This window comes from Micromonospora sp. NBS 11-29, assembly GCF_002140155.1.
Classification (GTDB): Bacteria; Actinomycetota; Actinomycetes; order Mycobacteriales; family Micromonosporaceae; genus Micromonospora.
Genome location: NZ_NAPR01000013.1, coordinates 803298 through 829116 on the forward strand (window position 1 = coordinate 803298; position 25819 = coordinate 829116).

General features: G+C 69.6%; 16 protein-coding genes and 1 pseudogene. 9 read left to right on the forward strand and 8 right to left on the reverse strand.

Annotated elements, in window-relative coordinates; translation table 11 throughout:
- The first annotated feature begins 8 nt into the window (after positions 1 to 8).
- The 4 genes from lepB to B1205_RS20220 are packed head-to-tail and all read left to right on the forward strand — an operon-like array spanning position 9 to position 2329.
- Complete coding sequence (gene lepB, locus B1205_RS20205) at positions 9 to 641, forward strand: signal peptidase I (RefSeq protein ID WP_089156998.1); 633 nt, start codon at positions 9 to 11, stop codon at positions 639 to 641.
- 46 nt (positions 642 to 687) lie between these two features.
- Entirely contained in the window at positions 688 to 1155 is a 468-nt protein-coding gene (locus tag B1205_RS20210) for an NUDIX hydrolase (RefSeq protein ID WP_089156999.1), read from the forward strand.
- A complete protein-coding gene (locus B1205_RS20215) occupies positions 1149 to 2009 on the forward strand; it encodes a ribonuclease HII (protein ID WP_089157000.1) in 861 nt (286 codons plus the stop codon). The genes B1205_RS20210 and B1205_RS20215 overlap by 7 nt, the downstream gene beginning before the upstream one ends.
- Entirely contained in the window at positions 2006 to 2329 is a 324-nt protein-coding gene (locus B1205_RS20220) for a DUF2469 domain-containing protein (protein ID WP_011905215.1), read from the forward strand. The genes B1205_RS20215 and B1205_RS20220 overlap by 4 nt, the downstream gene beginning before the upstream one ends.
- A 24-nt stretch (positions 2330 to 2353) precedes the next feature.
- Here the strand turns inward: B1205_RS20220 and B1205_RS20225 are convergent, their stop codons facing one another.
- Both B1205_RS20225 and B1205_RS31895 read right to left on the reverse strand, forming a co-directional pair.
- A complete protein-coding gene (locus B1205_RS20225; protein WP_089157001.1) occupies positions 2354 to 3460 on the reverse strand; it encodes a sulfite oxidase in 1107 nt (368 codons plus the stop codon).
- Positions 3457 to 3687, reverse strand: a complete 231-nt coding sequence (locus tag B1205_RS31895; RefSeq protein ID WP_254910056.1) for a hypothetical protein — start codon at positions 3685 to 3687, stop codon at positions 3457 to 3459. Before B1205_RS31895 ends, B1205_RS20225 begins: the two co-directional genes overlap by 4 nt.
- A 132-nt stretch (positions 3688 to 3819) precedes the next feature.
- Between B1205_RS31895 and B1205_RS20235 the strand changes: the two genes are divergently transcribed.
- Positions 3820 to 4479, forward strand: coding sequence for a M23 family metallopeptidase (locus B1205_RS20235; RefSeq protein ID WP_089157002.1), 660 nt, complete (start codon positions 3820 to 3822; stop codon positions 4477 to 4479).
- On the opposite strand, the gene B1205_RS20240 is transcribed toward B1205_RS20235, so the two are convergent.
- Positions 4413 to 5594 (reverse strand): aminotransferase class V-fold PLP-dependent enzyme, encoded by a 1182-nt coding sequence (locus B1205_RS20240; protein WP_089157106.1) that lies wholly within the window; start codon positions 5592 to 5594, stop codon positions 4413 to 4415. The two genes, B1205_RS20235 and B1205_RS20240, sit on opposite strands and share 67 nt — an antisense overlap.
- Positions 5595 to 5701: 107 nt before the next feature.
- Complete coding sequence (locus B1205_RS20245) at positions 5702 to 6748, reverse strand: tyrosine recombinase XerC (RefSeq protein ID WP_089157107.1); 1047 nt, start codon at positions 6746 to 6748, stop codon at positions 5702 to 5704.
- 362 nt (positions 6749 to 7110) lie between these two features.
- On the opposite strand from B1205_RS20245, the gene B1205_RS20250 reads away from it, so the two are divergent.
- A complete protein-coding gene (locus B1205_RS20250; protein ID WP_089157003.1) occupies positions 7111 to 7452 on the forward strand; it encodes a hypothetical protein in 342 nt (113 codons plus the stop codon).
- A 5-nt stretch (positions 7453 to 7457) separates the two neighbouring features.
- On the opposite strand, the gene B1205_RS20255 is transcribed toward B1205_RS20250, so the two are convergent.
- From B1205_RS20255 to B1205_RS20265, 3 genes are read right to left on the reverse strand one after another with little or no spacing between them, the layout of a single operon-like run.
- Positions 7458 to 8642 carry a DNA-processing protein DprA gene (locus B1205_RS20255; RefSeq protein ID WP_089157004.1) on the reverse strand — a complete coding sequence of 395 codons (1185 nt, stop codon included), beginning with the start codon at positions 8640 to 8642 and terminating at the stop codon, positions 7458 to 7460.
- On the reverse strand, positions 8639 to 10159 hold the full coding sequence (locus B1205_RS20260) for a YifB family Mg chelatase-like AAA ATPase (RefSeq protein ID WP_089157005.1): 1521 nt from the start codon (positions 10157 to 10159) through the stop codon (positions 8639 to 8641). Before B1205_RS20260 ends, B1205_RS20255 begins: the two co-directional genes overlap by 4 nt.
- Position 10160: 1 nt before the next feature.
- A complete protein-coding gene (locus tag B1205_RS20265) occupies positions 10161 to 10520 on the reverse strand; it encodes a YraN family protein (protein WP_089157108.1) in 360 nt (119 codons plus the stop codon).
- A 637-nt stretch (positions 10521 to 11157) separates the two neighbouring features.
- On the opposite strand from B1205_RS20265, the gene B1205_RS20270 reads away from it, so the two are divergent.
- Complete coding sequence (locus B1205_RS20270) at positions 11158 to 14541, forward strand: LamG domain-containing protein (protein WP_176308691.1); 3384 nt, start codon at positions 11158 to 11160, stop codon at positions 14539 to 14541.
- Between the two features lie 477 nt (positions 14542 to 15018).
- A complete protein-coding gene (locus B1205_RS20275) occupies positions 15019 to 21699 on the forward strand; it encodes an RHS repeat-associated core domain-containing protein (RefSeq protein ID WP_140158109.1) in 6681 nt (2226 codons plus the stop codon).
- Positions 21700 to 23577: 1878 nt separating this feature from the next.
- On the opposite strand, the pseudogene B1205_RS20280 reads toward B1205_RS20275, so the two are convergent.
- Positions 23578 to 24360 (reverse strand): annotated as a pseudogene (locus B1205_RS20280) (transposase family protein).
- 458 nt (positions 24361 to 24818) lie between these two features.
- Here B1205_RS20280 and B1205_RS20285 point away from each other — a divergent pair.
- Positions 24819 to 25819, forward strand: a 1001-nt coding sequence (locus tag B1205_RS20285) for a hypothetical protein (protein ID WP_254910057.1), incomplete at its 3' end; no start/stop codon positions are given.

Consider the following 25819-nt stretch of genomic DNA (forward strand, 5'->3'; position numbering starts at 1 on the left):
CTCCTCCCGTGATCGACGAGCAGACCGAAAAGCCGCGCAGCTCCTTCTGGAAGGAGCTGCCCATCCTCCTGGGCGTGGCGATCCTGGTCGCAGTGCTGGTTCGCGCCTTCGTGCTGCAGACCTTCTTCATCCCGTCGCCGTCCATGGAGAACACCCTCAAGATCGACGATCGGGTGCTGGTCAACAAGCTGGTGTACGACTTCCGTTCGCCGCACCGTGGCGAGGTGATCGTCTTCAAGGCGCCCACCGAGTGGAGCGGCAACCCCGACGGCGAGGACTTCATCAAGCGGGTGATCGGGGTCGGCGGCGACCACGTGGTCTGCTGCGATCGCACCGGCGGGCAGGAACGCTTGATCATCAACGGCAAGCCGATCGACGAGCCGTTCGTCTACCCGGGCAACAAGCCGGCCGACCAGGACTTCGACATCACCGTGCCGGACGGGCGGCTGTGGGTGATGGGCGACCACCGGGAGGCCTCCGGCGACTCGCTGGAGCACTGGCAGCAGTCCGGTGAGGACATCACCGAGGCCACCATCCCGGAGGGCGAGGTCGTCGGCCGGGCCTTCACCATCTTCTGGCCGGTCGGCCGTGCCACCTGGCTCACCGTCCCGAAGCAGTTCGACGGGATTCCCAACCCCTGAGCCGGGGGTGTGGTCGTCCGTCGGAGGCGTCTGGCAGGCTGGTGCGGTGACCGTCTACACCCCTCGTCGCGCGGCCCGGGTGCTGCTGGTGAACGCGTCCGACCGGGTGCTGCTCTTCGAGGGCAGTGATCCGGCCCGGCCGGGTCACCGCTACTGGTTCACCCCCGGCGGCGGGCTCGACCCGGGGGAGACCCCGGCCGAGGGCGCGGCGCGCGAGCTGGCCGAGGAGACGGGTCTGCGGCTGGCCCCGGTCGAGCTGGGGGCGCCGGTCTGGTCCGAGACGGTCGAGTTCCCGTTCGACGGTGTCTGGTACCGCCAGGAACAGGAGTTCTTCCTCGTCCGGGTGCCCGACTGGGCGGTCGACACCGCCGGCTTCGACGAGATCGAGCGGGCCACCGTGCACGGGCACCGCTGGTGGGCCGTCGACGAGCTGACGACCACCGCCGAGCGCTACTACCCGCCGGACCTGCCCGGCCGGCTCGGCCGGGCGCTGACCGGGAGCGGCACGTGCTGACCCCGCCGCGCACGGTGGTGCGCCGCGACGGCGGTCTCTACGCGCTGGAGCGGGCCCTGCAACGCCGGGGCTTCCGGCACGTCGCGGGCGCCGACGAGGCCGGGCGGGGGGCGTGCGCCGGGCCGCTGGTGGCCGCCGCCGCGGTGCTGCCCGAGGGCCGGCGCGGCGAGATCGACGAGTTGGCCGACTCCAAGCTGCTCACCCCGGCGGCGCGCGAGCGGGTCCACGACCAGGTGGTGGCCCGGGCGCTGGCGTACGCGGTGGTGGTCGTCCCCGCCGAGGAGGTCGACGCGCGCGGGCTGCACGTGTGCAATCTAGCCGCGATGCGTCGGGCGCTCGCCTCGCTCTCCACCCGACCGGAATACGTGCTCACCGACGGCTTCGGCGTCGACGGGCTGGATGTGCCGGGGCTGGCGGTCTGGAAGGGGGACCGGGTGGCGGCCTGCGTGGCGGCCGCGAGCGTGCTCGCCAAGGTCACCCGGGACCGGCTCATGGTGGAGCTGGACGGGCGTTTCCCCGGCTACGGGTTCGCCGAGCACAAGGGCTACGTCACCGCCGAGCACAGCGCGGCGCTGCGCGAGCTGGGGCCCTGCCGGGAACACCGTTTCTCGTACGTGAACGTGGCCGCGGTCTCCGGGCGGGACGGGCGGCCGCCCCGCGCCCGCCGGCCGGCCGTGGAAGAACCCGGCGTGGCGCTGCCCGGCCTCCCGGTCGACGCGTTCGCCGAGCGTCCGGACGAGCCGATGGAGCGCTCCGGCCCGGCAGGGGGTACCGTCGGCGTGGCGTTGGGCGAGCAGCCGCGACCTCCGGCGTCGGTGGGGGAAGATGTGGTCATGGAAGGCGGAGTGCGATGAGCGCGGAAGATCTCGAAAAGTACGAGACAGAGATGGAGCTGCAGCTCTACCGGGAGTATCGCGACATCGTCCGCCAGTTCTCCTACGTGGTGGAGACCGAGCGCCGGTTCTACCTGGCCAACCAGGTGGATCTGCACGTCCGCAACTCGGATGGTGAGGTCTACTTCGAGGTCGAGATGCACGACGCCTGGGTATGGGACATGTACCGTCCTGCCCGTTTCGTCAAGAACGTCCGGGTGATGACGTTCAAGGACGTCAATGTCGAAGAGCTCGAAAAGCCCGACATCTCGCTTCCCGCAGATTCCGGCTTCGGGAGCTGAGATCGGGCGGCTCGCCGCCTCGGTTCACTCCGCCGGCACGACCACCTCGACCCGCTGCACCAGGTTGTTCGCGAACCCGCCCCGGTTCCACGGCTGCTCGACCGGCTGGGTCCGCCCCGACGCGTCCGTCGCCCGGGCACCCAGCACATGCCTCCCCGGCGTCGCGGTCCAGCCCACCGACCACCGGCGCCACGCCCACTCGCCCCCGCTCGGCGCGTCCAGGCTCGCCGGCACCCACGTCTCCCCGCCGTCGAACGTCACCTCGACCGCCGTCACCGGCGCGTGTCCCGACCAGGCGCGACCGTCCACCGTGCACGGACCGGGCCGCAGCACCCGCCGCCGGGACATGAAGTCCGGGAACCCGGGCGGTCGCACCAGCGCGCGAGGTTCGATCCGGGTCACCGGCACGCCCGGGTCGACGGCGTCCCGGCGCAGCCGATAGGCCACCGCGTTCTGGTAGCCGTCGAACGGCTCGGTCGTCACCCGGATGTCGCGCAGCCACTTGACGTGCGCCATGCCGTACCAGCCGGGCACGATCAGCCGCAGTGGAGCGCCGTGCTGCGGCAGCAGTGGAGCGCCGTTCATCTCGTACGCCAGCAGCACCTCCTCGCGCAGCGCGTCGGCCACCGGCAGCGCCCGCTGGTAGTCCTGCTCGACGCCGCGCTCCACCCCGTGGTCCGCGCCGGTGAAGACCACGTCCACCGCGTCGGCGGACAGGCCGGCCTCGCGTAGCAGCGGCGCCAGCGGGGTGCCCGTCCACTCGGCGTTGCCCACCGCCTCCACCAGCCAGGGCTGACTGACCGGACGGGGATGCAGCAGCGCCCGGCCGTTGCCGGCGCACTCCAGCGTGACCTGCGAAGTGACCCGGGGCCGGGCCCGCAGCGCCGCCAGGTCCAGGCGTAGGGGCCGCTCCACCGCGCCGGACACGGTCAGCGCGTGCCCGAGCGGGTCGGTGTCCGGGATGTCGTAGTGGATGAGCAGGTAGTGCAGGCCCGCCGGGGTCACGTCGTAGCGCAACGCCTCCAGCGGAATGCCGTGGTTACGCGCGGCGAGCTGGAGTTCCTCGGCGCTGATCGCCTCGTCCGGCCCGGCCACCCGGGACGGTCCGCTGACGTCGTCCATGGTGGTCATCGCTGCTCCGTCCGGTCGAACTGAAAGATCCTGGCACCCGTCGCCAGCGGCCGGGGTCGGCCGGTGAAGCGGTGCGCGCCCACGCCGACGCCCTCGGCCGGACCGGTCACCGCGACCGGCACGAAGCCCTCCTCGGCGACCCGTGGGCGCACCTGAGTGAGCCGCCGGGACGACGCGGAGTCGGGCTGATCGTAGTCGCGGTGCCAGGCGTACCGGTCCGTCGTCACGCGGCCAGCATAGGCGGCCGGGCCATAGCAGATCCGCGCCGAGTCCGGCGGTCGTCCACAACCCGGTCTTCGTCCACAGCGCCGCCCACCGGCGGTGGCGGGACGGGGGGCGACGCGGGCAGGGTGTGCGGCATGGTTGCTCCGATCGGCCGGGTCGGCCCGGCCCTGCTGCTGGTGCTGCTCCTCATGCCAGCCCAATCCGCCGAACCGACCCCCGGTCCGCAGCCGGCGCCGGTCGGGCCGGTCGCGGCTCCCGGGTCCGTGCCGCGAACAGGGCCGGCGGCGCGGTTCCGGTGGCCGCTGCCCGGCCCGCCCCGGCTGGCGCGGCGCTTCGACCCGCCACCGGAACCCTGGCTGTCCGGGCACCGGGGCGTGGACCTCGTGGCGGACCCGGGCACCGAGGTCCGCGCCGTGGGAGCCGGAACGGTCCTCTTCGCCGGCCCGGTGGCCGGGCGGCCCGTGATCACCGTCGGGCACGCCGACGGGCTGCGCACCACCTACGAACCCGTCGGGTCATCCCTCCTGCCGGGCACCCGGGTCGACGTCGGCACCCCGATCGGCGACCTGCTCGCCGGTCACCCCGGCTGCGTCGCGGCGGCCTGCCTGCACTGGGGGCTGCGCCGGGGCGCGGTTTACCTGGACCCGCTCGCCCTGCTCGGGCTCGGCCGGGTCCGGCTGCTCCCGCTGGATCCGCCGTCGGCCGCGCCGACCCACCGCCTCGCCGCTCAACCTCGGGCGAGCAGCGTGGGCAGCCCGAGGGCCAGCCGCTCGTACTCCTCGGGGGTGTTGTAGACCTGGCCGCACAGCCGCAGGTAACCGCGTCCGTTCCAGCCGGCGATCGACACCTCCGCGGCGAGCCGGTCCGCGATCGCGGCCCGCAGATCGCGGGCCGCGTCCACCGTCGTCGCGACGCCGGGCGGCAACGGCACGAGCCGCATGGCCACCGTCGGTCCGCCGGGCTCCGGCAGCCGCTCCGGCGCGACGGCGAGCGCGTCCCCGACGACCCGCTGGGCGTACGCGGCCAGTGCGGCGTTGTGCGCGCGCACCCGCTCCACACCGAGGCTGCGCAGGGTGAACACGCCCACCGGAGCGGCCAGCCAGCCGGTGTAGTCGAGGGTGGCCTGCCACTCGACCCGGGCGGGGAACCCGGCGTCCTGCTCCCACGAGACGACGAGCGGCTGGATTCGTTCCCGCCACGGCTCGGCCACCACCAGCGCGGCGGTGCCGCGTGGCGCGTACGCCCACTTGTGCAGGTTGCCGACCCAGAAGTCGGCGCCGACCGAGGCCACCGTGGCCGGCAGCATGCCCGGCGCGTGCGCCGCGTCCACCAGCACCGGCACCCCCCGCTCCCGGGCCACCGCGACGAGCGCCGCCGCCGGGAACAGCCGGGCGGTCGGCGAGGTGAGCTGATCGATGATCAACAGCTTGGTCCGCCCGGGGCGCAGCCCGGCCCGGACGATCTCCACCACCTCCTCGTCGGTGGCCGCCAACGGCACCGACAGGGTCCGGGTCACCGCCCCGGTCCGGCGGCACTCGCGGGCCACCGACATCGCGACCGCCGCGTACCCGTGGTCGGTGGTCACCACCTCGTCGCCGGGGCGCAGCCCGAGCGACTGCAACACGACGGCCGCACCGGTGGTGACGTTACCGACCAGCGCGGTGCCCTCCGGGTCGGCGCCGAGGAAGGCGGCCAGGTGCCGCCGGGCGTGAGTGATGCGTTCGACCAGGCCCTGGGCGAGGAACCGCTGCGGATTCGACTCCATCTCGTCGCGTAGGCGCTGCTGGGCGCGCTGCACGACGATCGGCACGGCACCGTAGGCGCCGTGGTTGAGGTGGCTGACGGACGGGTCGAGGGAGAAGAGCAGCCGGGCACCGGGAATCGGCTCGGGCGGCTGCGGCACCGTCATCCGTCGATCGTAGCCCGCCATCGATCATCGGATGCCCGACCCGACGTAGCCGATTCCGAAGTCGTGGCACCCGCCGGGATCAGCGGCGAGGGCGTGGGAGCGGCGGATCAGGCGCGGGGGTGCGCCTGCCGGTAGGCGGCGCGCAGCCGCTCCACCGACACATGCGTGTAGATCTGCGTGCTGGCCAGCGACGAGTGCCCCAACAACTCCTGGACGGCCCGCAGGTCCGCGCCGCCTTCGAGCAGGTGCGTGGCGGCCGAGTGGCGCAGCCCGTGCGGGGTCACCCGGGGCACCCCGGCGACGCCGGCCCAGCCGGACACGATCCGGCGGGCGGTGGTCGGATTGAGCCGTCCACCCCGCGCGCCGAGCAGCAACGCGCTGCCGGAGCCGGCCGTCACCAGGGCCGGTCGGCCACGGTCCAGCCACGCGTCCAGTGCCTGCTGCGCCGGCACCCCGTACGGCACCGTCCGTTCCCGCCCGCCCTTGCCGAGTACGCGTACCACCCGGCGGACCTGGTCGACGTCCGTGACGTCCAGTCCGCATGCCTCGCTGACCCGGATGCCGGTGCCGTAGAGCAGTTCCAGCAGCATCCGGTCCCGCAGCAGCACGGCCTCGGGTGCACCGTCGCCGTCTCCGCCGGCGGCGATCGTCACCCGGCTACCGGGGGAACCGCTCGTTGCGCCCGCCGGGCTCGCGGCGTTTGCCGGGCTTGTTGTGCCCGCCGGGCTCGCGGTGCCTGCCGGGCTCGCTGCGTTCGCGAGGCTTTCGGCATCCGACACCCGCGTCGGCGCGTCCATCAACGCCGCTGCCTGGTCGGCGCGGAGGACGGTGGGCAGCTCCCGGCCGCCCCGGGGGCTGGCAAGCGGCGCGGCGACGTCGAGCGGAAGCAGGCCGGCCCGGTGCGCCCAGGCGCTGAAGGTGCGGGCGGCGGCGGCCCGTCGGGCCATGGTCGTCCGGGCTGCACCCATGGTCCGCTGCTTGGCCAGCCAGCTGCGCAGCACCGTGAGATCCAGCCCCGACAGATCGGCGCAGCCCATCCTCGTCGCGTGGTCGAGCAGCGAGACCAGATCCGTGACGTACGCCCGGACGGTGTGCGCGGAGCGGTTGCGCACCCGGGACAGGTGGTCGGCGAAGTCGTCGACCGCCTCGCGCATGGGCGCGGGCAGCTCCTCGTGTGCGGCCCGGGTGCCGGGCCGCCGCTCAGCCACGGGTCGACTCCACCCGCTCCGGCCGACGCCGGCGCGTTCGGTCGTGCCGTCGAAGGCGGGTCTGGTGGACGAGCACCGCTCCACCCTACGGCCGCCACATGGTCCGGCAGGGCGCCGATCGCGCGTGGGGTGGCAGAGAAAGCCATGGACAGGGGAAACTCGTGCCGCGAGGAGGTCTGCCGGCGGCCTACCTCGCCTCGCCGTCGCGTCCTCACGGGTGACCGGCGGCGAACGGCGGAGGGTCGAGTCGGCGGCGGACGGGCGGGGCCTTCCCGCGACGGTGACGCGGTACGAGGGAGGGACCGGGCGTGGGAGTGGATGCCGTCCTCTACCGGCGGGTGCGCGCCGGGGCGGACCGCCGCCGGTCGTCGTACATCTCGATCGAGGTCGTCGCGGACCCGCAGGACGTGTTGCTCGACCTGCTCACGCGGGTGCGCGGGGGCGGGCGTACCCCGCTGCTGGACCGCGTCGTTCCCCTCGGTGAGCTGGTCGTGGACGCCGACCGGGTGCCGCACCTGCTCACCGAGCTGCGGTGCCTCGCCGAGGCGGCCCGGGTGCCGGCGGAGACCGACCAGATCCGCCGGCTGGCCCGGCTGGCCCGCCGCTGCCTGGAGGGCCGCGACGTCGAGATCCGGTTCGAGGGCGACTGACATCTTCACCCTCGCTCACCCGGCGTGGGCGGAGCGAGCGCGTAGCCGTCGTCCCGGCGTACCACCATGGCCAGTTCCTCCAGCATGGACAGTTTCCGCATCGCGGTGCGCACGTCCACCCCGGCCCGCGCCGCGATGCTCTCCAGGCCGATCGTCCGGCGGCGGGGCAGCGCTTCGAGCACCTGGGTGGCCTCGTCGTCCAGCCGGTCCCGCGGGCGCTCCGGCCCGCGCGCGAGCGGCGCCAGGTCGTCGCCGATGCGGCCGACCTCTTCCAGCACATGGGCGACGTTGGCGACCAGCCGCGCGTACGGATACTCGCGCAGCACCTCGTGCCCGCCCACCGACATCGCCGACGTGACCGGCCCGGGCACCACCATCGCCGGCCGCTTGAGACCGAGGGCCCGCTTGAGGGTCTGGGTGGCGCCGCTGCGGGCGGCCGCCTCGACCAGCACCGTGCCCCTGGTCGCCGCGGCGATGACCCGGTTGCGGATGAGGAAACGGGGACGCAACGGCTCGGCGCCCGGCATCCACTCGCTCACCAGCAGGCCGGTCTCGGCGATCCGGTCGAACAACGAGGCGTTGCCCATCGGGTACGGGCGGTCCACCCCACAGGCCAGCACGGCGACGGTGCGTCCACCCCCGGTCAACGCGCCACGGTGCGCCGCCGAGTCGATGCCGAACGCGCCGCCGGAGACCACCGACCAGTCGCGGTCGGCCAGCCCGTAGCCCAGCTCCGTGGCGACGTGTGTGCCGTAGGGGGTGGCCGCCCGGGCACCGACCACGGCCACCGAGCGCGTCAGCGTCCCGCCGAGCGGCCAGCCACCGCGTACCCAGAAGCAGAGCGGTGGGGCGGTCTCCACGTCGACCCTCCGGGCGGCGCCGGAGAGCTGCAGGAGCCGCAGGTCCCCGACGGACGTCGGCCACTCGTCGTCCTCCGGGGTGACCAGTCGGGCCCCGAGCCGCTCGGCGCGGGCCAACGCCTCCGCCGCGACCGCGCGGGCGTCGCCGGCCGTGGTGCGCGCCGTCACGGCCGACCGGAGCGTCCGGTCCGGCGCGTCGCCGGCCAGGAGCAGATCCAACGTGGCCACCGGGCCGAGGTGTTGGACCAGATGGTGGACCGAGCGGGTGCCCGGCTCGGCGAGCCAGGTCAGCGCGACGCGGGCCAGTCGGCGGTCGTCCTCGGTCGTCATGTGCCCTCTCCCGTCCTGAGCTGGATGGCCTCCCCGATGTCGTCGCCGTCGGGTCGATCCCGGCCGTCCAGGTCGGCGACGGTCCACGCGATCCGGAGGACGCGGTCGTACCCACGCGCGGACAGCGCACCGTTGTCCAAACGGCGGCGCAGCTCCCGGGTGACCCGCCCCGGCAGGTGCCAGGGCGGGCGGCGCAGGTGGGGGCCGGGCACGTCGGCGTTCACCCGGTGCCCGGTGGAGCGCCAGCGGTCGGCTGCGGCGTGGCGCGCGGCGAGGACCCGGCCGGCCACGGTGGCCGAGGACTCGTGTGGGGCGCCGGTCTGCAACAGCTCCGCCGCACGCACCGGCATCAGGCTCACCTGCACGTCCACCCGGTCGAGCAGCGGCCCCGACAGCCGCCCCAGGTAGCGCCGCCGCACCTGCGGTGGGCACTCGCAGTCGACGTCGCCGGACGGCTTCGCGCACGGGCACGGATTGGCGGCCAGCACCAGTTGCGTACGGGCCGGATACTCGACGGCGCCCCGGGTGCGCGCCACCCGGACCCGGCCGCTCTCCAGCGGCTGGCGCAACGCCTCCAGCGCCCCCTTGCTGTACTCGGGAGCCTCGTCGAGGAACAGGACACCCCGGTGGGCCAGCGACACCGCGCCGGGCCGGGCCAACCCGGAGCCGCCGCCGACCAGCGCGGGCACCGTGGCGGTGTGGTGGGGCGCCTGGAACGGGGGACGGCGCAGCAGCCCGCCCCCGGGCGGCAGCAGGCCGGCGATCGAGTGCAGCGCGGTCACCTCCAGCGCGGCCTCGTCGTCCAGCTCGGGCAGGATCGACGGCAGTCGTTCGGCGAGCATGGTCTTGCCGGCGCCGGGCGGGCCGAGCAGGGCGAGGTGGTGACCGCCGGCGGCGGCGACCTCCAGGGCGCGGCGGCCCAGGGGCTGCCCGGCGACGTCGGTGAGGTCGGGACCGGTCGGGGCGCCGGCCGGGGGCGGCTCGGGCGGGGTGAGCAGCGGCGTGCCGTCGCGGACGTGGGCGACCAGCCGGTGCAGGGTGTCGACGGCACGGACCCGTACGCCGGGGATGACGGCGGCCTCGGCGGCGTTACCGGCGGGCACCACCACGCGCGTGTGCCCGGCCCGGGCGGCGGCGGCGACCATGGGCAGGGTGCCGCGGACCGGGCGGACGGTGCCGTCGAGGCCGAGCTCACCGAGGACGACGGTGGCGTCGAGGGCGACCGGGGGTAGTTCCCCGGAGCCGGCGAGCACGGCCACCGCGATGGCGAGGTCGAAGGCGGAGCCGTACTTGGGCAGGGTGGCGGGCAGCAGGTTGAGCGTGATGCGCCGGTTGGGCCACTTCTGGCCGGAGTTGACGATGGCGGCGCGCACCCGGTCGCGGGCCTCGTGCAACGCGGTGTCGGGCAGGCCGGAGATGATCACGGCGGGCAGGCCGGGAGCGAGGTCGGCCTCGACCTCGACCAGGTGTCCGGCGACGCCGGCCAGGCCGACGCTGAGGATCTTGGCGTAGCCCATGTCAGAACGCGCCCCGGAGGTGCTCGACGCGGGCCCGGCCGGTGGCCGGCAGCCGAACCGAGAGCACGTCGAAGCGGACCTCGTCGGCGGTGGTGCCGGACTCGGCGAGCCAGCGGGCGGCCAGGCCGCGCAGCCGGCGGGCCTTGGCCCGTACCACCGCCTCGGCCGGGGAGCCGAACCGCTCGGAGCGTCGGGTCTTCACCTCGCAGAACGCGAGGACCGGGCCCTCCCACGCGATGATGTCGATCTCGCCGTCGGGGCAGCGCCAGTTGCGGGCGATCGGGCGCAGCCCGGTCGCGATCAGGTGCCGCAGCGCGCACCGTTCGCCGTACGCGCCGACGGCCTGGTTCCGGTTCGTCATGCCGGTCAGGATGCGGCCGACGGGCGTGATGGTGGGCACCACGCGTGGCGAGGTTGTGGATAGACCCCCTCTTGTGGACAGACCCACGATCAACGGTCCGATGTGCTACCGAACGACACCAGGAGCGGCGGTGGGACGGCTGATCTCCAGCGGTGGCGGACGGTGACTTCAGGGACATTCTCGGGATCGCCTGGGCGGTTTGTGGTCACGCACTGTAATTGCTCTTTACAGAATGAGTAACGATTCCTTACTGTCACCTCGCCGACAGGGATGGAACGGGGGCCTTGGATGAGCGGCGAGAGTGCAACGACCGCGTACTGGCGCGGTGGGCGGTGACGGAGACCTCACAGAACCGCGTTTTCGCCCGAGAAGGCGGCTGACGTTCACCCTTCCTATGACCACTCGCGCGCCTCGACGCGCCTCTGAGCGTTACGTGCCATGGCCGGCGCATCTGCCGGCCGTACCTATGAATCTTCCGTCCCCTGCGTCCCGCGCGGGCCGATTGGTGTGCTTACCGCATGAGGAGTGCTCTGGTGACAAGGCTTGGATTCGCTTCCGGNGCGGCCCGACCGCCATGTCGTCACCGGCGGAGGCTGAGCCGGCGGCTCCTGCGGCGATTGCGGCTCCGGAGGCACCCGTGCTGACCGAAGCCGACGCGTTGACGCAGGCCCGGAAGTTGAAGACGCCGGTTGAGGTCACCAGCCTCAGGAACGAGCACTCACGGGTGCTGGCGACTCCACACGGCAGCCTGGTGCTGGAGTCATACGCGGAGCCGCAGTGGACCAGGGGACGTGACGGCGGCGCCTGGCGAAAGATCGACACCAGGCTTGAACGCCGTACCGACGGGTCACTGGCCCCGGTGGCGACCGGGGTCGATGTGACGTTCGCCGCGGGCGGCAATGGACCGGCGATTCGGATGCTCCTTGCCGATGGGCAGGTGTCCCTGTCCTGGCCGGGTGAGCTGCCGGCCCCGTCCCTCGACGGTGACACGGCCGTGTACGCCTCGGTGCTGCCAGAGGTGGATCTGAGGCTGAGGGCACTACGGGACGGTTTCACCTGGGCGTTAGTGGTGAAGTCCGCGGAGGCCGCAGCGAACCCGGCGCTCGACGAGTTGCGGTTCGCATTGCGGACCACTGGCTCTTTGACCACGCGGTCCCGGCCGGGGGGCGGATTCCAGGTGGTGGACGGAGGAGGCCGATCAGCGCTGTCCGCGGGCGGCGCGTTGATGTGGGATTCGACGGGGGTGACGTCGGTCGGCCAAGGCGGCAGGAGCCGATCAGCGACCGCGTTCGCCTTACAGGACCGGCGGGAGGCACTGCGCACGGTACCGGACCATGCGCGTACCGCGGAGATCCCGACCAGCGTTCAGGGTGAGGACCTGGTGATCCGACCGGACCAATCGCTGCTGCGGGGCAAGGACATTACATATCCCGTCATCATCGACCCGTGGAGCACCATCGAGAAGACCCGTTGGGGTTACGCGAGCACCAACGACGCGACTCGGAACGACGGTGTGGCCCGGGTCGGGAAGGATCCGGAGGGCTCCGGCACCTACCGGTCGTACTTCTCGTTCAAGCTCACCTCGCTGTCCGGTAGGACGATCCGGAGCGCCAAGTTCCTGACCGAGATGACCCACTCGTGGGACTGCGACAGCACGCCGGTGAACCTCTGGCGCACCGCGGACATGGCAACCACGGGCAAGCAGGCCTGGTCCGGCCCGAGCTTCTCACTGTGGTTGGAGGAACGCTCCGCGCACGCGCACAAGCCGTCCACGGGCCAAGGTTGTGACGACGACCCGCAGCCGGACAAGCCGATGGAATTCAGCAGCCAGAACGTCGCGGACGACATCAGTGCCAACCGGGGGCAGGACATCTACACCCTGGCGCTGTCGACCCGGCAGTCCGACGGGTCTTCGGAGTCGACCAGTAACTGGTGGAAGAAGTTCGACCCGGTGCAGACCAAGCTGACGGTGGAGTACAACACCAACCCCAACACCCCGACTGCGGCGCAATTGTCCATGCACGCCGGGTACACCGCGCCTGCGCAGGCCTGCCTGAGTGGGACGTCCCGGCCGGCAGTGCGCTCGGACTTTCCGTGGTTGAAGGCGACGGTGAGCGACCCCGACGGCAGCGGCGGCGGCAGCCTCTCCGGTGTCTTCACGCTGCAGAAGCTGGTCGGCAGCACCTGGACGACCGTGTCCGGCTGGCCGAAGACCGACTCCGGAGTGGCGCCGGGAGCTAAGGCCGAGCTGCAGTTGTCCGCCAAGGCGGTGAACGGCGAACTGTACCGGTGGCAGGTGGTGACGAAGGACACGCTCGGTGGATCGTCGAACGCGTCCCCGTGGTGTGAGTTCTCCATCGACTACTCCGCACCCGCATCGACCCCGGCGGTCACGCCGACTGACGGGCTCTATCTGGAATCCCCGCCACGCGGCACCAACCAGGACCTCCAGGGATCGGTCGGCTACTCCGGCAGCTTCACCTTCTCGGCGAACGGCTCGGCAGACGTCTACGACTACATGTATCAGGTCAACGGCGGCCCGGAGACGGTCGTGCGCGCACCCCAACTCGGAGGCGCCGCCACGGTCTGGGTGACTCCGACGCTTCGGCACGAGAACGTGCTCACCGTGCGGAGCCGTGACCAGGCAGGTAACTCCACCGCCCCCTACGACTACGCCTTTCTGGCCGGGGACCCGTCCGCGCCGGTCGCGCATTGGGCGATCGACGAGGGTTCGGGTACCGCGCTGGTCAACAAGATCGATGGCGGTGCCGCTGCCGTGCTGAGCCCGTCACCGATCTGGGCGGACTCCCGCGTACTGGGAACGAGCCGAAGGAGTGGCAAGGACTGGGCGGTCAAGTTCGACGGCAACGACCAGGCCGCGACTAGCGGTCCCGTGGTCAACACCACGCGCAGTTTCTCTTTCGCCGCCTGGGTCCGGGCTGATGTCGTCGGCGGCGTGCTGATGGCCCAGGTGGGTGCCAACAAGAGCCCGTTCGAACTTCAGTACTACCCGACGAAACAACGGTGGTGCTTCGTCAGCTACGTCGCCGACATGGCCAACGCAGCTTCCACGCCGTCACCGGCGTGTGCCGTAGATCCGGTGCAACCGGGGGTATGGATGCACCTGGCCGGTGTCTACGACGCCGGCTCCAGCAGCCAGCTCGCGCTCTATGTCAACGGAGTCCGCAAGGGCACGGGTTCGACAAGTGCGCTGCCGTGGGCGGCCTCTGGACCGCTGCTGATCGGTGCTGGGCGCAACGGTGCGCCCACCGGCTGGATCAACGGGGCGATCAGCGAGGTTCGGGTGTGGGACCGGGCTGTTGACCCGGAGACGGACCTGGCCGAAATCGTCGCGCCCGTTCGGGTGGGCCAGTGGGACATGGACAGCGACGACCGGGACGAGCCACGCGAAGTCGGGGACTCCTCCGACTATCGCACCCCGCTGACCCTAAAGCCGGCGCCCGCAGCCGACTGGATCCCCGACAGCTACAACACCTCGACGGCCTTGCGCTTCGACGGCCTCTCCGGGGATGCACAGACCAGTGGGCCGGTGCTGCGCACCGACCAGTCCTACACCGTGTCGGCCTGGGTGCGCTTCGCCGGCGGCGCGGGCGCACGCACCGTGATCGCGCAGGACGGTCTGAACATCTCGAGCTCGTTCCTGAGCTGTCGGACCGATGCTTCGGGCTCGAAGTGGTCGGTGATGCTGCGGGCGAGCGATTCCACCTCCGCCGCCGGTTTCTACGTGACCGGCAGCGACTGTCTGGTCAACCAGTGGACCCACCTCACCGCCGTGCAGGATGCCACCACGAAAACGATGAACCTATACGTCAACGGTGCGCTGGTCAAGCAGGGCGTGCCCACCTTCGCTCCATGGCACGGCACGGGTGTGTTGGCGGTCGGGCGGGGCAGGTGGGGCGCGCCCGCCGACTATTTCCAGGGCGACATCGACCGGGTGCAGGTATGGCAGGGCGCCTTGAGCGCTGCGGAGGTCCAAGCGGTCTTCGCCAGCACGGACTGACACCGGAACCAGTATGGGCGTCGCCGACGGGTGACGCCCGAACCGACCCGCGCCCGCCGGGGACGCGGGCCCGCCAATCCTCTCCCCTGAAGGGCCTTGATGAGTACTCTCTCAACCGGCCGACGGCAGTACCGCGTCAGGCGAATGCCGGCTGTCGACGCCGCATGGCGCCACGCCCGCCGCGGCCTCACCATCGGACTGGCCGTGGTGCTCGCTGCCACGCTCGGCGGTCAGCTGCCGGCACGCGCGGAGCAACCGATGCCGGCCAAGCACCTCGATCCGCAACGGTATTCCTCCGCCCCGTTGCACAAGGCGTCCTCCAGCAAGCCCATCCCCGACACCGACGCCGCTGCGGCGAAGGTACGACGTCCCGCGCCAGTCTGGCCGGCGCCGGGCATCGGGGAAGTGATCCTGGACGGCTCCGCCAGAGCGGCGACGCCGGCTCGGGCCGGTTCCCTGCCGGTCACCGTCCGTGCGGTGGCCGCTTCGACGACCGCCCGGGCCGTACCGACGCCGGGTAAGGTCCGCGTCGAACTGCTGGCCAAGACCGCCGCCGAGGCAGCCGGCGTCAACGGCCTGCTGATGCGGGTCAGTCGTACCGACGGCGTACGGTCAGCCGGCGACGTCGAGGTAGCCGTCGACTATGCCGCTTTCGCGTCCGCGTACGGCGCCGACTGGGCCTCGCGACTGCGGTTGATCCGGCTGCCCGACTGCGCCTTGAGCACTCCGGCGGCGGCGAGCTGCCGACCCGTACCGACGAAATCGAGCAACGATGTGCGGACCCGGATGGTGTCCGCGGCCGTTCCGGTGTCCCCGGCCGTGGCGGGCCCACGGACCACCGCCGGAGCAGCGGCGGCCGGCGGAAACCTCTTCGCGCTGACCAGTGGCCCGTCCGGCGGCGCCGGTAACTTCGCCGCCTCCAGCCTCGCTTCCTCGTCGTCGTGGAGCCACGGCGGTGCCACCGGAGGCTTCCAGTGGTCCTACCCGATGCGGATTCCGCCTGGGCCCGGTGGGCCGGAACCGAGCCTCGGCCTCGGCTACTCCTCCCAATCGGTCGACGGCCGGCACGCCGCGACCAACAACCAACCCGGCCTGTTCGGGGAGGGCTTCGACTATTCCCCGGGTTTCGTCGAGCGTCGGTACAAGGCGTGCGCCGAGGACATGGGCGGCAACGCCAACAACTCGGTCAAGACCGGGGATCTGTGCTGGGGCCCGGAGAACGCCCTGATGTCGCTCAACGGCAGCACCGTCGAGCTGCTGAAGGGCAGCGACGGCAAGTGGCACCCGCGCAGTGAGAACGGCGCCAAGGTCGAGCTGCTCACGAGCGCGGCGTACGCGAACGGCGACGACGACAACGAGTACTGGAAGGTCACCACCACCGACGGCACGCAGTACTGGTTCGGCCGTCACCGGCTTCCTGGTTGGGCGACCGATCGCCCGACGACCAACTCGGTCCTCACCGTGCCCGTCTACGGCAACAACCCGGGTGAGCCCTGCAACGCGGCGACCTTCGCCGCCTCGGACTGCAACGGCAAGCCACAGGCCTGGCGATGGAACCTTGACTACGTCCAGGACATCCACGGCAACACCATGTCGTACTGGTGGGCCAAGGAGACCAACTACTACGCCAAGAACCTGGCGGCCTCGTCGCCCGTGGTCTACGACCGGGCCGGCTACCTGACCCGCATCGACTACGGTAGTGACAACCGAGACAACAACGAGTATGCCGCCGCGTCGCCGTATGTCGAGAACACCCCGGGTCGCGTCGAGTTCACCAACGTCGACCGCTGCTTGACGAACTGCACCACGAAGAACGCCACGACCTGGCCGGACACGCCGTGGGACCAGAACTGCACCGCAACCACCAAGCCCTGCAACAACGTCGCGCCGACATTCTGGTCCGCCAAGCGCACCACGCAGATCACCACCAAGGCGTGGAAGGCGACCGCCTCGGCCTACCAGAACGCCGACTCGTGGACGTTCCGGCATGCGTTCCTCGACCCGGGTGACGGCACCCGGGCCGGCCTGTGGCTCGACGGCATCACCCACAAGGGCCTCAACGGGGGCACCATCACCGCGCCGGAGGTCACCTTCTCCGGTATCCAGAAGCAGAACCGGGTGGACGCCGCCGGAAGTGACTGGGCCCTCGCCATGAACTGGCACCGGGTCAACCTGATCACGCTGGAGACCGGTGGCCAGATCTTCGTCACCTACAGTGGCCCGCAATGTGTCAAGGGCAGCGTGATGCCCTCGACGAGTGCGTTGGACAGCAACAAGCTGCTCTGCTATCCGATCAAATGGACACCGCCGGGCGAGACCAACAAGGTCACCGACTTCTTCCACAAGTATGTGGTGAAGGAAGTCCAGCAGGTCGATCCCACCGGTGGAGCGCGACCGCTGCGTACCGCGTATGAGTACCTGAACGATGACAACGAGGCCCTGTGGCACTACGACGACGACAGCGGACTCACTCCGGACGACCGTCGTAGCTGGTCGCAGTGGCGTGGTTACCCCAAGGTGGTGACCTACGTGGGTGAAGGCTCGGCCCGAACCAAGACCGAGACTCTCTACCACCGCGGCATGTACGGGGACAAGCTCGCCGGCGGCGGGACGCGTACCTCCCAGGTCCAAGGCTTGGAAGGCGGCGCGGTCAACGACTACGAACATTTCAGCGGATCCCCCCGCGAGACGGTCACCTGGTTGGACGGGACCGTGCTGTCCGCCACCGTCTTCGACATGTGGCGGTCCGACCCTCCGACGGCCACCCGGGCGGGAAGCCCGATCGCCGAGTCCCGATACGTGCGGGTGCGTACGGCGAAGACGCGAATCGCCACGGACACGGGCTGGCGGCGCAGCACGTCGACCACGGATTTCGACGACTACGGGATGCCGACCACCCAGGAGGACACCCGAAACGCGGCCACCGCCGGCAACGAGCGGTGCACCAAGACCGAGTACGTCCGCAACACCGGGGACTGGCTGCTGACTCCGGTCAAGCGGATCAACGGATGGGTCGGTAAGTGTTCGTCCAGCCCCACCGACGACAAGCAGATCCTCGGTGACGTCCGGTTCAGCTACGACTCCCAGGCATATGGGACCGCTCCGGGCCGGGGCCTGCTCACCAAGACGGAGAGGATCACGTCCTTCACCGGCGGTACCCGCACCTACCAGGAGGTCGGCACCGCCGGTTACGACGCCCGGGGTCGGATGACCGAATCCACCGACATCGCCGGCGAGAAGACGACCACGTCCTATGTTCCGGCCAGCGGTGGCCCGGTCACCCAGCAGACCACCACGAATCCACTGCTGTGGACGACCACCGTCGACCTCGACCCGACCACCGGACTGGTGGTCAAGAGCACGGACGCCAACAACTACGTCACCGAGTACACCTATGACGCGATGGGTCGCGCCATGCAGGCGTGGTTGCCGAACCGGGCACGCGTGACCTACCCCACCGCACCGTCGACCAGCTACGGTTACTCGCTGTCGAAGACAGCACCGTCGTACGTGACCACCACGTCAGTGAATGCTGGCGGGGGCAACGACACCTCGTACATGATCTTCGATGCCCTTGGTCGGCAACGGCAGACGCAGGAGCCGGCCAACGGTAGTGGCCGGATCATGACCGAGACGTTCTACGACGCCGCCGGTCGGATCTACAAGGCCAACTCGGCCTACTACGACTCCGGGGCGATCAACACGTCGGTCATCGAGTCCCGGTTGGACCAGGACGTGCCGAGCCAGACGCAGACGCTCTACGACAACGCCGGCCGGCAGAAGCACTCGCTGCTCTTCGGCTCGGTGGCGAAGGTTCAGGTCGAGCGGGCCAGAACATCGACCACCTACCACGGCGACCACGTCACCGTCGAGCCTCCGCAAGGTCAGGCGGCCACCACGGTGTGGACCGACCCGGAGGGCCGGACCGAGAAGCTCTGGCAGTACCACGGCCGGACGGCCACCGGGTCCTACGACGAGACGAAGTACAGCTACCACCCGGCGGGCCAGTTGGCCACGGTCGAGGACCCCGCTGGCAATACCTGGTCATACACCTACGACATCCAGGGCCGCCCGACGTCGACGACCGACCCCGACACCGGGACGTCAACCAGGCAGTACAACAACCTGGGCCAGTTGGAGAAGACCACCGACTCCCGGCCGGACACCCCCGACATCTGGTTCGCCTACGACCGCCTCGGCCGGCCGCTCACGTCTCGCGAGACCAGCCTGACCGGGCCGAAGCGGACCGAGTTCACGTACGACTCACCGGTCAAGGGCGCCACCAAGTCCGCGTCGCGGTGGATCGGCTCCGAGGAGTACCGCTCGGAGATCCTGAATGTCGACAAGACGTACAACCCGACGCAGACCAAGCTCACGCTGCCCTCGTCGCAGGCGGGCTTCTGTGGGATCGGCGCGGTCACCTGCAGCTTCACCTCGAAGGCGAGCTTCCTGACAGACGGCTCACCCAACACGCTCACCATCCCGGCCGCCGGCGGCCTCGAGCAGGAGGTGCTGACCTACAAGTACGACACGACGTACGCGATGTTGGATCGCCTCGCCACCGACTACATCGACGCCACCTACTACGTCGTCGACTCGGGCTATACGAACCTTCACGAACTGAGCACCATCACCCGCGCCACCGCGTTACTCAGTGCGAAGTCCGTCCAGAGCAAGGACCTGTACGACGAGACCACCGGCCGGGTATCCAGCAGCTCCGTCACCCGTTCGGTGTCGCCGTCCTACGCGGCCAACACGTTCTACGACTACGACGCCAGCGGCAACATCACCAAGATCGATGACAACTCGGGTGCCCGCCCGCGGGACACCCAGTGCTTCTCCTACGACCACCAACGCCGGCTCACCGAGGCGTGGACGCCGGCATCGTTTGACTGCGCCGCCAAGCCGCAGGCCGAGGCGGAGCTGGGTGGTCCGGCGCCCTACTGGCAGCAGTGGTCATTCGGTGCCCCGGACGATCCGAAGGGCCGCGTCGGAAACCGCCTGACCCAGACCGAGCGGGGCACCCCGACCGGTACGGTGACCACTTCCTACTCCTACCCGGCGGCGGGCGCGGCGCAGCCGCACCGGTTGGACGGCTGGAGCAGGACCGACAACACCGGCACCACCACCGGCTCGTACACCTACGACCCGGTCGGCAACATGAAGACCCGTCCGGGCAGGTCGGGGCAGCAGAGCCTCACCTGGGACGTCGAGGGACATCTGGCGTCGGTGACCGACAGCACCGGCACCAACTCCTACGTCTACGACGCGAGCGGCAACCGGCTCATCGCCACCGACCCCACCGGGAGCACCCTGTTCCTCGGTGACCAGGAGATCCGTAAGAACGCCAGTAACGGGCAGGTCGACGCCACCCGCTACTACTCGTTCAACGGCGAGGTCGTCGCCCAACGTACCGTTACCGGCATCACCTGGCTGGCGAGCGACCATCAGGGAACCTCGCAGGTCAGCATCGCCAACGACACGAACCAGACCATCACCCAACGCCGGCAGACCCCCTACGGCGCCCCGCGTGGCGTTGCGGTCACCTGGCCCAACAAGCAGGGGTTCGTCGGTGGCTATCAGGACCCCACCGACCTGATCCATCTCGGAGCACGGGAGTACGACCCGACCATCGGCCGTTTCATTTCGGTCGACCCGGTCAGTGATCCGGGAAACCCGCAGCAGCTACCCGCCTACACCTACGCCGCCAACAACCCGGTCACCTTCAGCGACCCCAGTGGCGAGATCATCCCCGAGTACCTCAATCCATCGGCCACCCCAGGTCTCGGTTTCTGCTACGAGGGGAACACCAAACTCGGCGGTTACGCGTGTCAGAACCTCGTCGAGGGTACGACCGGCCTCGGCCAGGGCGACACCCGTTACGACGGCGGCGGCGGGCCCAAGAAGAAGTCGGGTGGGCAGAAGACCCACGAATTCCTTGAGGGCTGCGGTCTCTTCCTCGTCGGGCTGGGCGCCGGGTGTGACGGTGTCAACGCCGTGGTGTACGCCAGCGAAGGCAACTGGCGGCAGGCTGCGCTTTCCGGGGTGTCGAGCATTCCGGGAGTTGACTGGGCCTGCAAGATCAAGAGTTTTTGCAAGAGTGCCATCGACTGGGGGATGGACCGGGCCACGGCTCTGATCAGTCGGGTTCGGTGGGGTAAGGCTCCATCGATCAATCCGGCGGCCGAGGCCGCTGAGATGGCGGCGTTGAAGAAGGAGATCCGGGAAAGCGCGAGACCGCCGGCTCCGAAGACTCCTGCGCCGCCGGTGAAGAAGCCCGATCCCCCGGCGAAGGGCAAGACCGGGGGTGGGAACGGTGGTGGAGCGCCCACCGCCAAGGGCGGCTGCCCGACCCACAGTTTCGCGCCGGACACCCCGGTCCTCATGGCCGACGGTACGACCGAGCCGATCGCGGACGTACGCGAGGGCGACAAGGTCCTCGCACACGACCCGGAACGTGGGGGCACGAGCGCCCAGACAGTCGAGAAGCTGCACGTCAACAGCGACGAGGCCCTGACCGATCTGGTCGTGCGGGACAGCTCGGGCGTCGAGTCCACGATCGACACGACGCAGCACCACCCGTTCTGGAGCGTGACCCGTAAGCAGTGGGTCGGCGCGGGCGAGTTGACGCGGGACGAGCGGCTGCTCTCGACGAGCGAGGCGACGGTGAGGGTCGTCGAGGTCCGCAACTTCAGCGGCAGCCAGGTGATGCGAGACCTCACGGTCTCCGTCGTCCACACGTACTATGTAATCGCCGGCAACACACCGGTCCTCGTACACAACTGTGGTGGTAAGGCAACCGTGCGTTGGGACGTCGATATACAGCATGCCACTATTCGGGTAGAGGGCGGCGGTAGGTCGCTGGAGACTGAGCAAGTAATCCCAGGATTGGATGGGGTAGGAAGCCCAAATGGTCTCCCGACGACGGGTGCGCGAGCGGAGCCACTTGGTCCAAACGTAATTGAGCGAACCTTCGATGTTCCTGATGTGGGAGCGGCCATGCGGGCCCAGCAACGCTCAATTGGAGCGGACCTCGGCGGCTATGATGGCATTCACAATAGTTGCGTAACCTACTGCGTGTCGATTCTGCGAGCTGGTGGCGTAGATATACCGGCAGGAGCGCGAGGAATGGTTGCGCTCAAAAGGACTCTAGGCTAGGGGCTGCGTTGCTAGGTCAAGAGGAACATCACGATGCTGTCCTTGCGGAGATCCTCTTAAGCAAGAGGGTTGGTTTAGCACATATTCGCCTCGTCGGGGACGTTATTTCGACCAGGGCTCAACTAAGCATGCTCCTGCAGGGTAAGGTTGGTCTTTCATTCGACCAGCGAGCTGAACTTGTCGAAGAGGTCCTTGATCTAGAGGATGCTTACCGGGATGCGTGGCAGAAGGTGTCCTCCGACTCCTATGTTCAAAATCGAGTGAAGTATCTTGCTGCTCTTGACCACGCGTTGAGAGCTGCTGCGGAGGGAATGTCAAGCATCGTCCGACGGATTGGCGGGAGTCCGTAGTGTAGCTATTGAGGTGCCTGGGATGAGCTTCCGAGATGCTGCAGGCGGGTGTGGTAACCATCTCGCGGGAGAAGGTTGTAAATCCAGAACGGGAGCCTGTCGGCGCAAGGCGTAACGTCAATGGCGGTCCGGAGGAGCCAGGCCAGGCTTCTAGTAAAGCCTGGCCTGGCCCTCTGGGGTCTACGGTAGTGTTCATTCTGACTCGGCCGAATCCGCCAATTCGCCTTCGCAAATTGACTCCGCATGGGGCGTTGACGCCGACCGTGACGAGTGCCAAGCCGACACTACGACCCGTAGCGGTGCCGTAATCCAGTGCTGGAGCCGATGGAAGCAGATCTTGCTGGCATTTCACCTGTTGTAACGAATTGTGCCCGGGTTATCCGGGCGGGCGGCGTATTGGATACCGAAACCACGAAGGCTGCAACGGAGTGGCTACGCAGGAAGCATCGTTAGCATCCATGGAAGCTGGTTGTCGGAGTAGCAGGGGTGAGTGCCAATGGCTGATTTTGATTGGCTCAGTGAGTTGCCGGATGAGTGGGAGCCGCCGGGTGAGCTGCTAGAACCCAGTAAGAGTGTTGAGGCGAATCTTGCGATAAGGTCGCTGTCGTGCGACTATCTTGGTCACGAGGTTCTTGTGCTCCTTGGGTGCTTTATTGCAGAAAATTCTCTGTTTACGCTGTGGTTCTTTAAGGAAGAGAAGGCTTGCGGCGTGGGCTTAAAGGGACGGCTATTCTGGCCGGGCTTCCACTTGAACAGACTCGCGCCGTATATGAGGCATGGAGGCGATTCGAGGAAATTTCGAATATGCAGGAGGCGGACGCAATATTGGGAGAGCGGCGGCGTGCTGCACAGGAGGATCTCTCCTCGGCGCTGCAGTCAGGTGTAGAAACCCTCGCGCTGGCGCGGATAGCGAATCCAAAATAACGAATTCAGCAGATCGCACTGATGCTCAAAGGTGGTCTGGAAGAGCCAGGCAGCGTTCCGGGTAAACGTTGCCTGGCTCTTCGAGTTCTTGCTAAGGATTGCGCATCTTAGTCGTATCCTGTCGCAGTCGTTGAAAACGAGTTGTTTATGGATCCCATGAAAGACTTCTTGAGCGAAGGCGCGGTTGAATGCGCTATCCCGTCGCGACTCTTCAAGGAGTTCAACGCCTTACCGGAAGGTTGCCGTATGCCTGTCGAGACGGTTCGATTTTACCGTGAGTTGCCACATGGTGACCCGAATGGACCTTGTCTAGCGGAGGAGCTGGGGGTGGGGAGGGCGTGGTGCGTGTCAAGGTCGCTGACTACCTGGCTGCAGGCGCCGTGCTGGCTACCACTGCAGAAAATGTGTTCGATGTGATCGAGGACGTCGCGATCCCATTGGCCGCTTGGCCATCAGAACGGATGGCAGGTGGGTGCGGCCGGCTGTATTTGCATACTACGTCCGCAAATACAATATCCAGTTGCCGGATTCGTTCATCGGTTGGATGCGTTCTGTCGGGCGGGCTGCGCCGGAGTTGTCGCAGGAAGAAATCATTGAGCCCTTTTCATCCTGCGTAGCGGTTGGCTTCGACGTGGTGCAGGACGAGGATGGCCTGCACGATCGGGGTCGTTCGCCGTGGGCAGCAGCGCAGCTTGGTCAGGATCTTCCAGGTCTTGAGGGTGGCGATCGCGCGTTCGCCGCGGGCGCGGATCTTGGCGTGGGTCCGGTTGACGGCTGTCTGTCGGCGTGACAGCTTCGGGCGGAAGCGGTGCCGCTTGAACGGGGTGCGCACGCTGCCGTGGGCTCCTTGGTAGCCCTTGTCGGCGAAGGTCATCACGTCTGCGCTTGTCAACGCGTCGTTGATGCCGTGGGTTCGGGCTGCGGTCAGGTCGTGCACCGAGCCGGGCAGCGCTGGTGAAGCCCAGACGAGCCGGCCGGCGGCGTCGGCGATGACCTGCCCGTTTACGCCGTGGCGCTTGTGTTTCCCGGATTAGTACGGTTTCTGGTCGGCGACCCGGTCGATCGGGATCAGGGTGCCGTCCAGGATTGCGTACGCCAGTCGGCGGATCCGCTGCATGGCGGTGGCCAGGTTGCCGGCGGTCGAGCTGAGCAGGGCTATCGCTTCCTGCACGTAGCGCCAGGCGGTGGCGACGCCGATCTCGAAGCCGGCCGCGAGTCGGGTGTAGGTGTCGCCGTTGCGCAGGTGGGCGAGAGCCAGCAGCGCCTGCCGGCCGGGGTCGAGGCGCCGCCACCGGGAGCGGCGCTGCTTGCGGTGGCCGCGGATGCGTTCGGCGCGGTGGTTCAGGGTGCGGCTGGACAACGGAATCGTGGCGGGGTAGGACAGCATGGCGAGGCTCCCGGTCGGGGCTTCGAGTGTTGGTCGACAGCTGTCCTACCTGGAGCCTCGCACTCATCGATCACCGGGTCTGCCACAGCCGCCCCGAGCTGCAAGCTCAGCTCGGAAAAGGCTCATCGAAGTAGAAAAAGAATTCCTAGGTAGTTGAGGGCGAATCTTCCGCAACCCGGGCCGCTGCCGAGGTCCTGCTCATCAGTCCAAGCGCAGACGTCGACTGCCTCGCCCTCCCCGCAGCAAGCCTCTCCGCCCACCCGCCCGGTCGTGTCGGTGCCGCTGCGGGGTGAGCCGGGGCGGTGCGAGCAATGACGGTTGAGCGTGCGCCGATCGACCAATGCCCGTGTAGTCAGTGCGGGCGCCGCGTTGTAGATCTTGATGTTTGCTGTGAGCTGGGCTGACGGCCCGACCAGCCCGAATGGCGCCGCTGGTGGCGGTCGCATACCGTGCCCGTCGTGGACGGACGACGGAGCTATCCCGAGGATCAGCAGGAACCGCGGTGGGGCGACCGCGGGTACGAGTCGGACTGGCGCGCCGCGGGCGAGCCGCGCTACCGCGACGACGACTACCGCGCCCCGGAGCAGCGGGCGAGCGAGGGCCGGTACGCCGAGTCGGGCCGGTACTCCGCCGCCGATCCGCTTGTCGACGACACGAGTGGTTGGCGGTCACAGCGCCCGGACGACCCGGAGGTTTCCGGCGAGCTGCCGGGGCGGGCCGGCCGACGCGCGGCCCGGGAGGCGGCGGCCGGGCACGGGGACGACCGGCTTGGTGCGGTGTCCCGCAGCGGCGTCGACGCGCTCGGCACCGCGTCGCGCGGCGGGCCGGACCCGCTCGGGTCGCGCGGGACCGACGCCCTCGCCGGCGCCGACCCGGCCCGTTCTGCCTCGTTCGGGAGTTTCGGTGCCGACAACTCCACCCCGGCCGGTTCCGCCTCGTTCGGAGGTTTCGGCGCGGAGGCGCCGGCCGGGAGCCCGGACCCGGCCCGTTCCGGCCCGCTCGGAGGCTATCCGATCGAGGACGCGGGCCGGCCGGCCGAGCCTGCCACGGGCGGCGTTACGCAGATCTCCGTCGGCGGCCGGCCGAGTCCGGGCTCGGCCACCGCGCTGACCATCGGTGAGCGCCCGACCGTACCGGCCGAGCCGGCGACGCCGCCGAACCCGCTGGAGATGCCGACCGGTCCGATGCCGGCGGTCGTACCCCGGTCGTCGGACGGGCCGCCGCCCGGTGACGGTGTCTACCGGACGCGGCGGCCGGCGCTCGCGGTGCTGCTGGCGGTGTTGGTGCTGGTGTTGGAGGTGCCCGCGCTGCGGGTGCTGCTGCGTGGGATGGTTGGCGACCCGGTCTCCACCTCGCACGTCGTGGTGGGCACGTTCCTGGTGGTGGGGCTGCCGATCTTCGGCGCGGGCCTGTACGGGCTGCGCACCGGCGGGCTGGCGCTCGCGGACGGCAGTCGGGG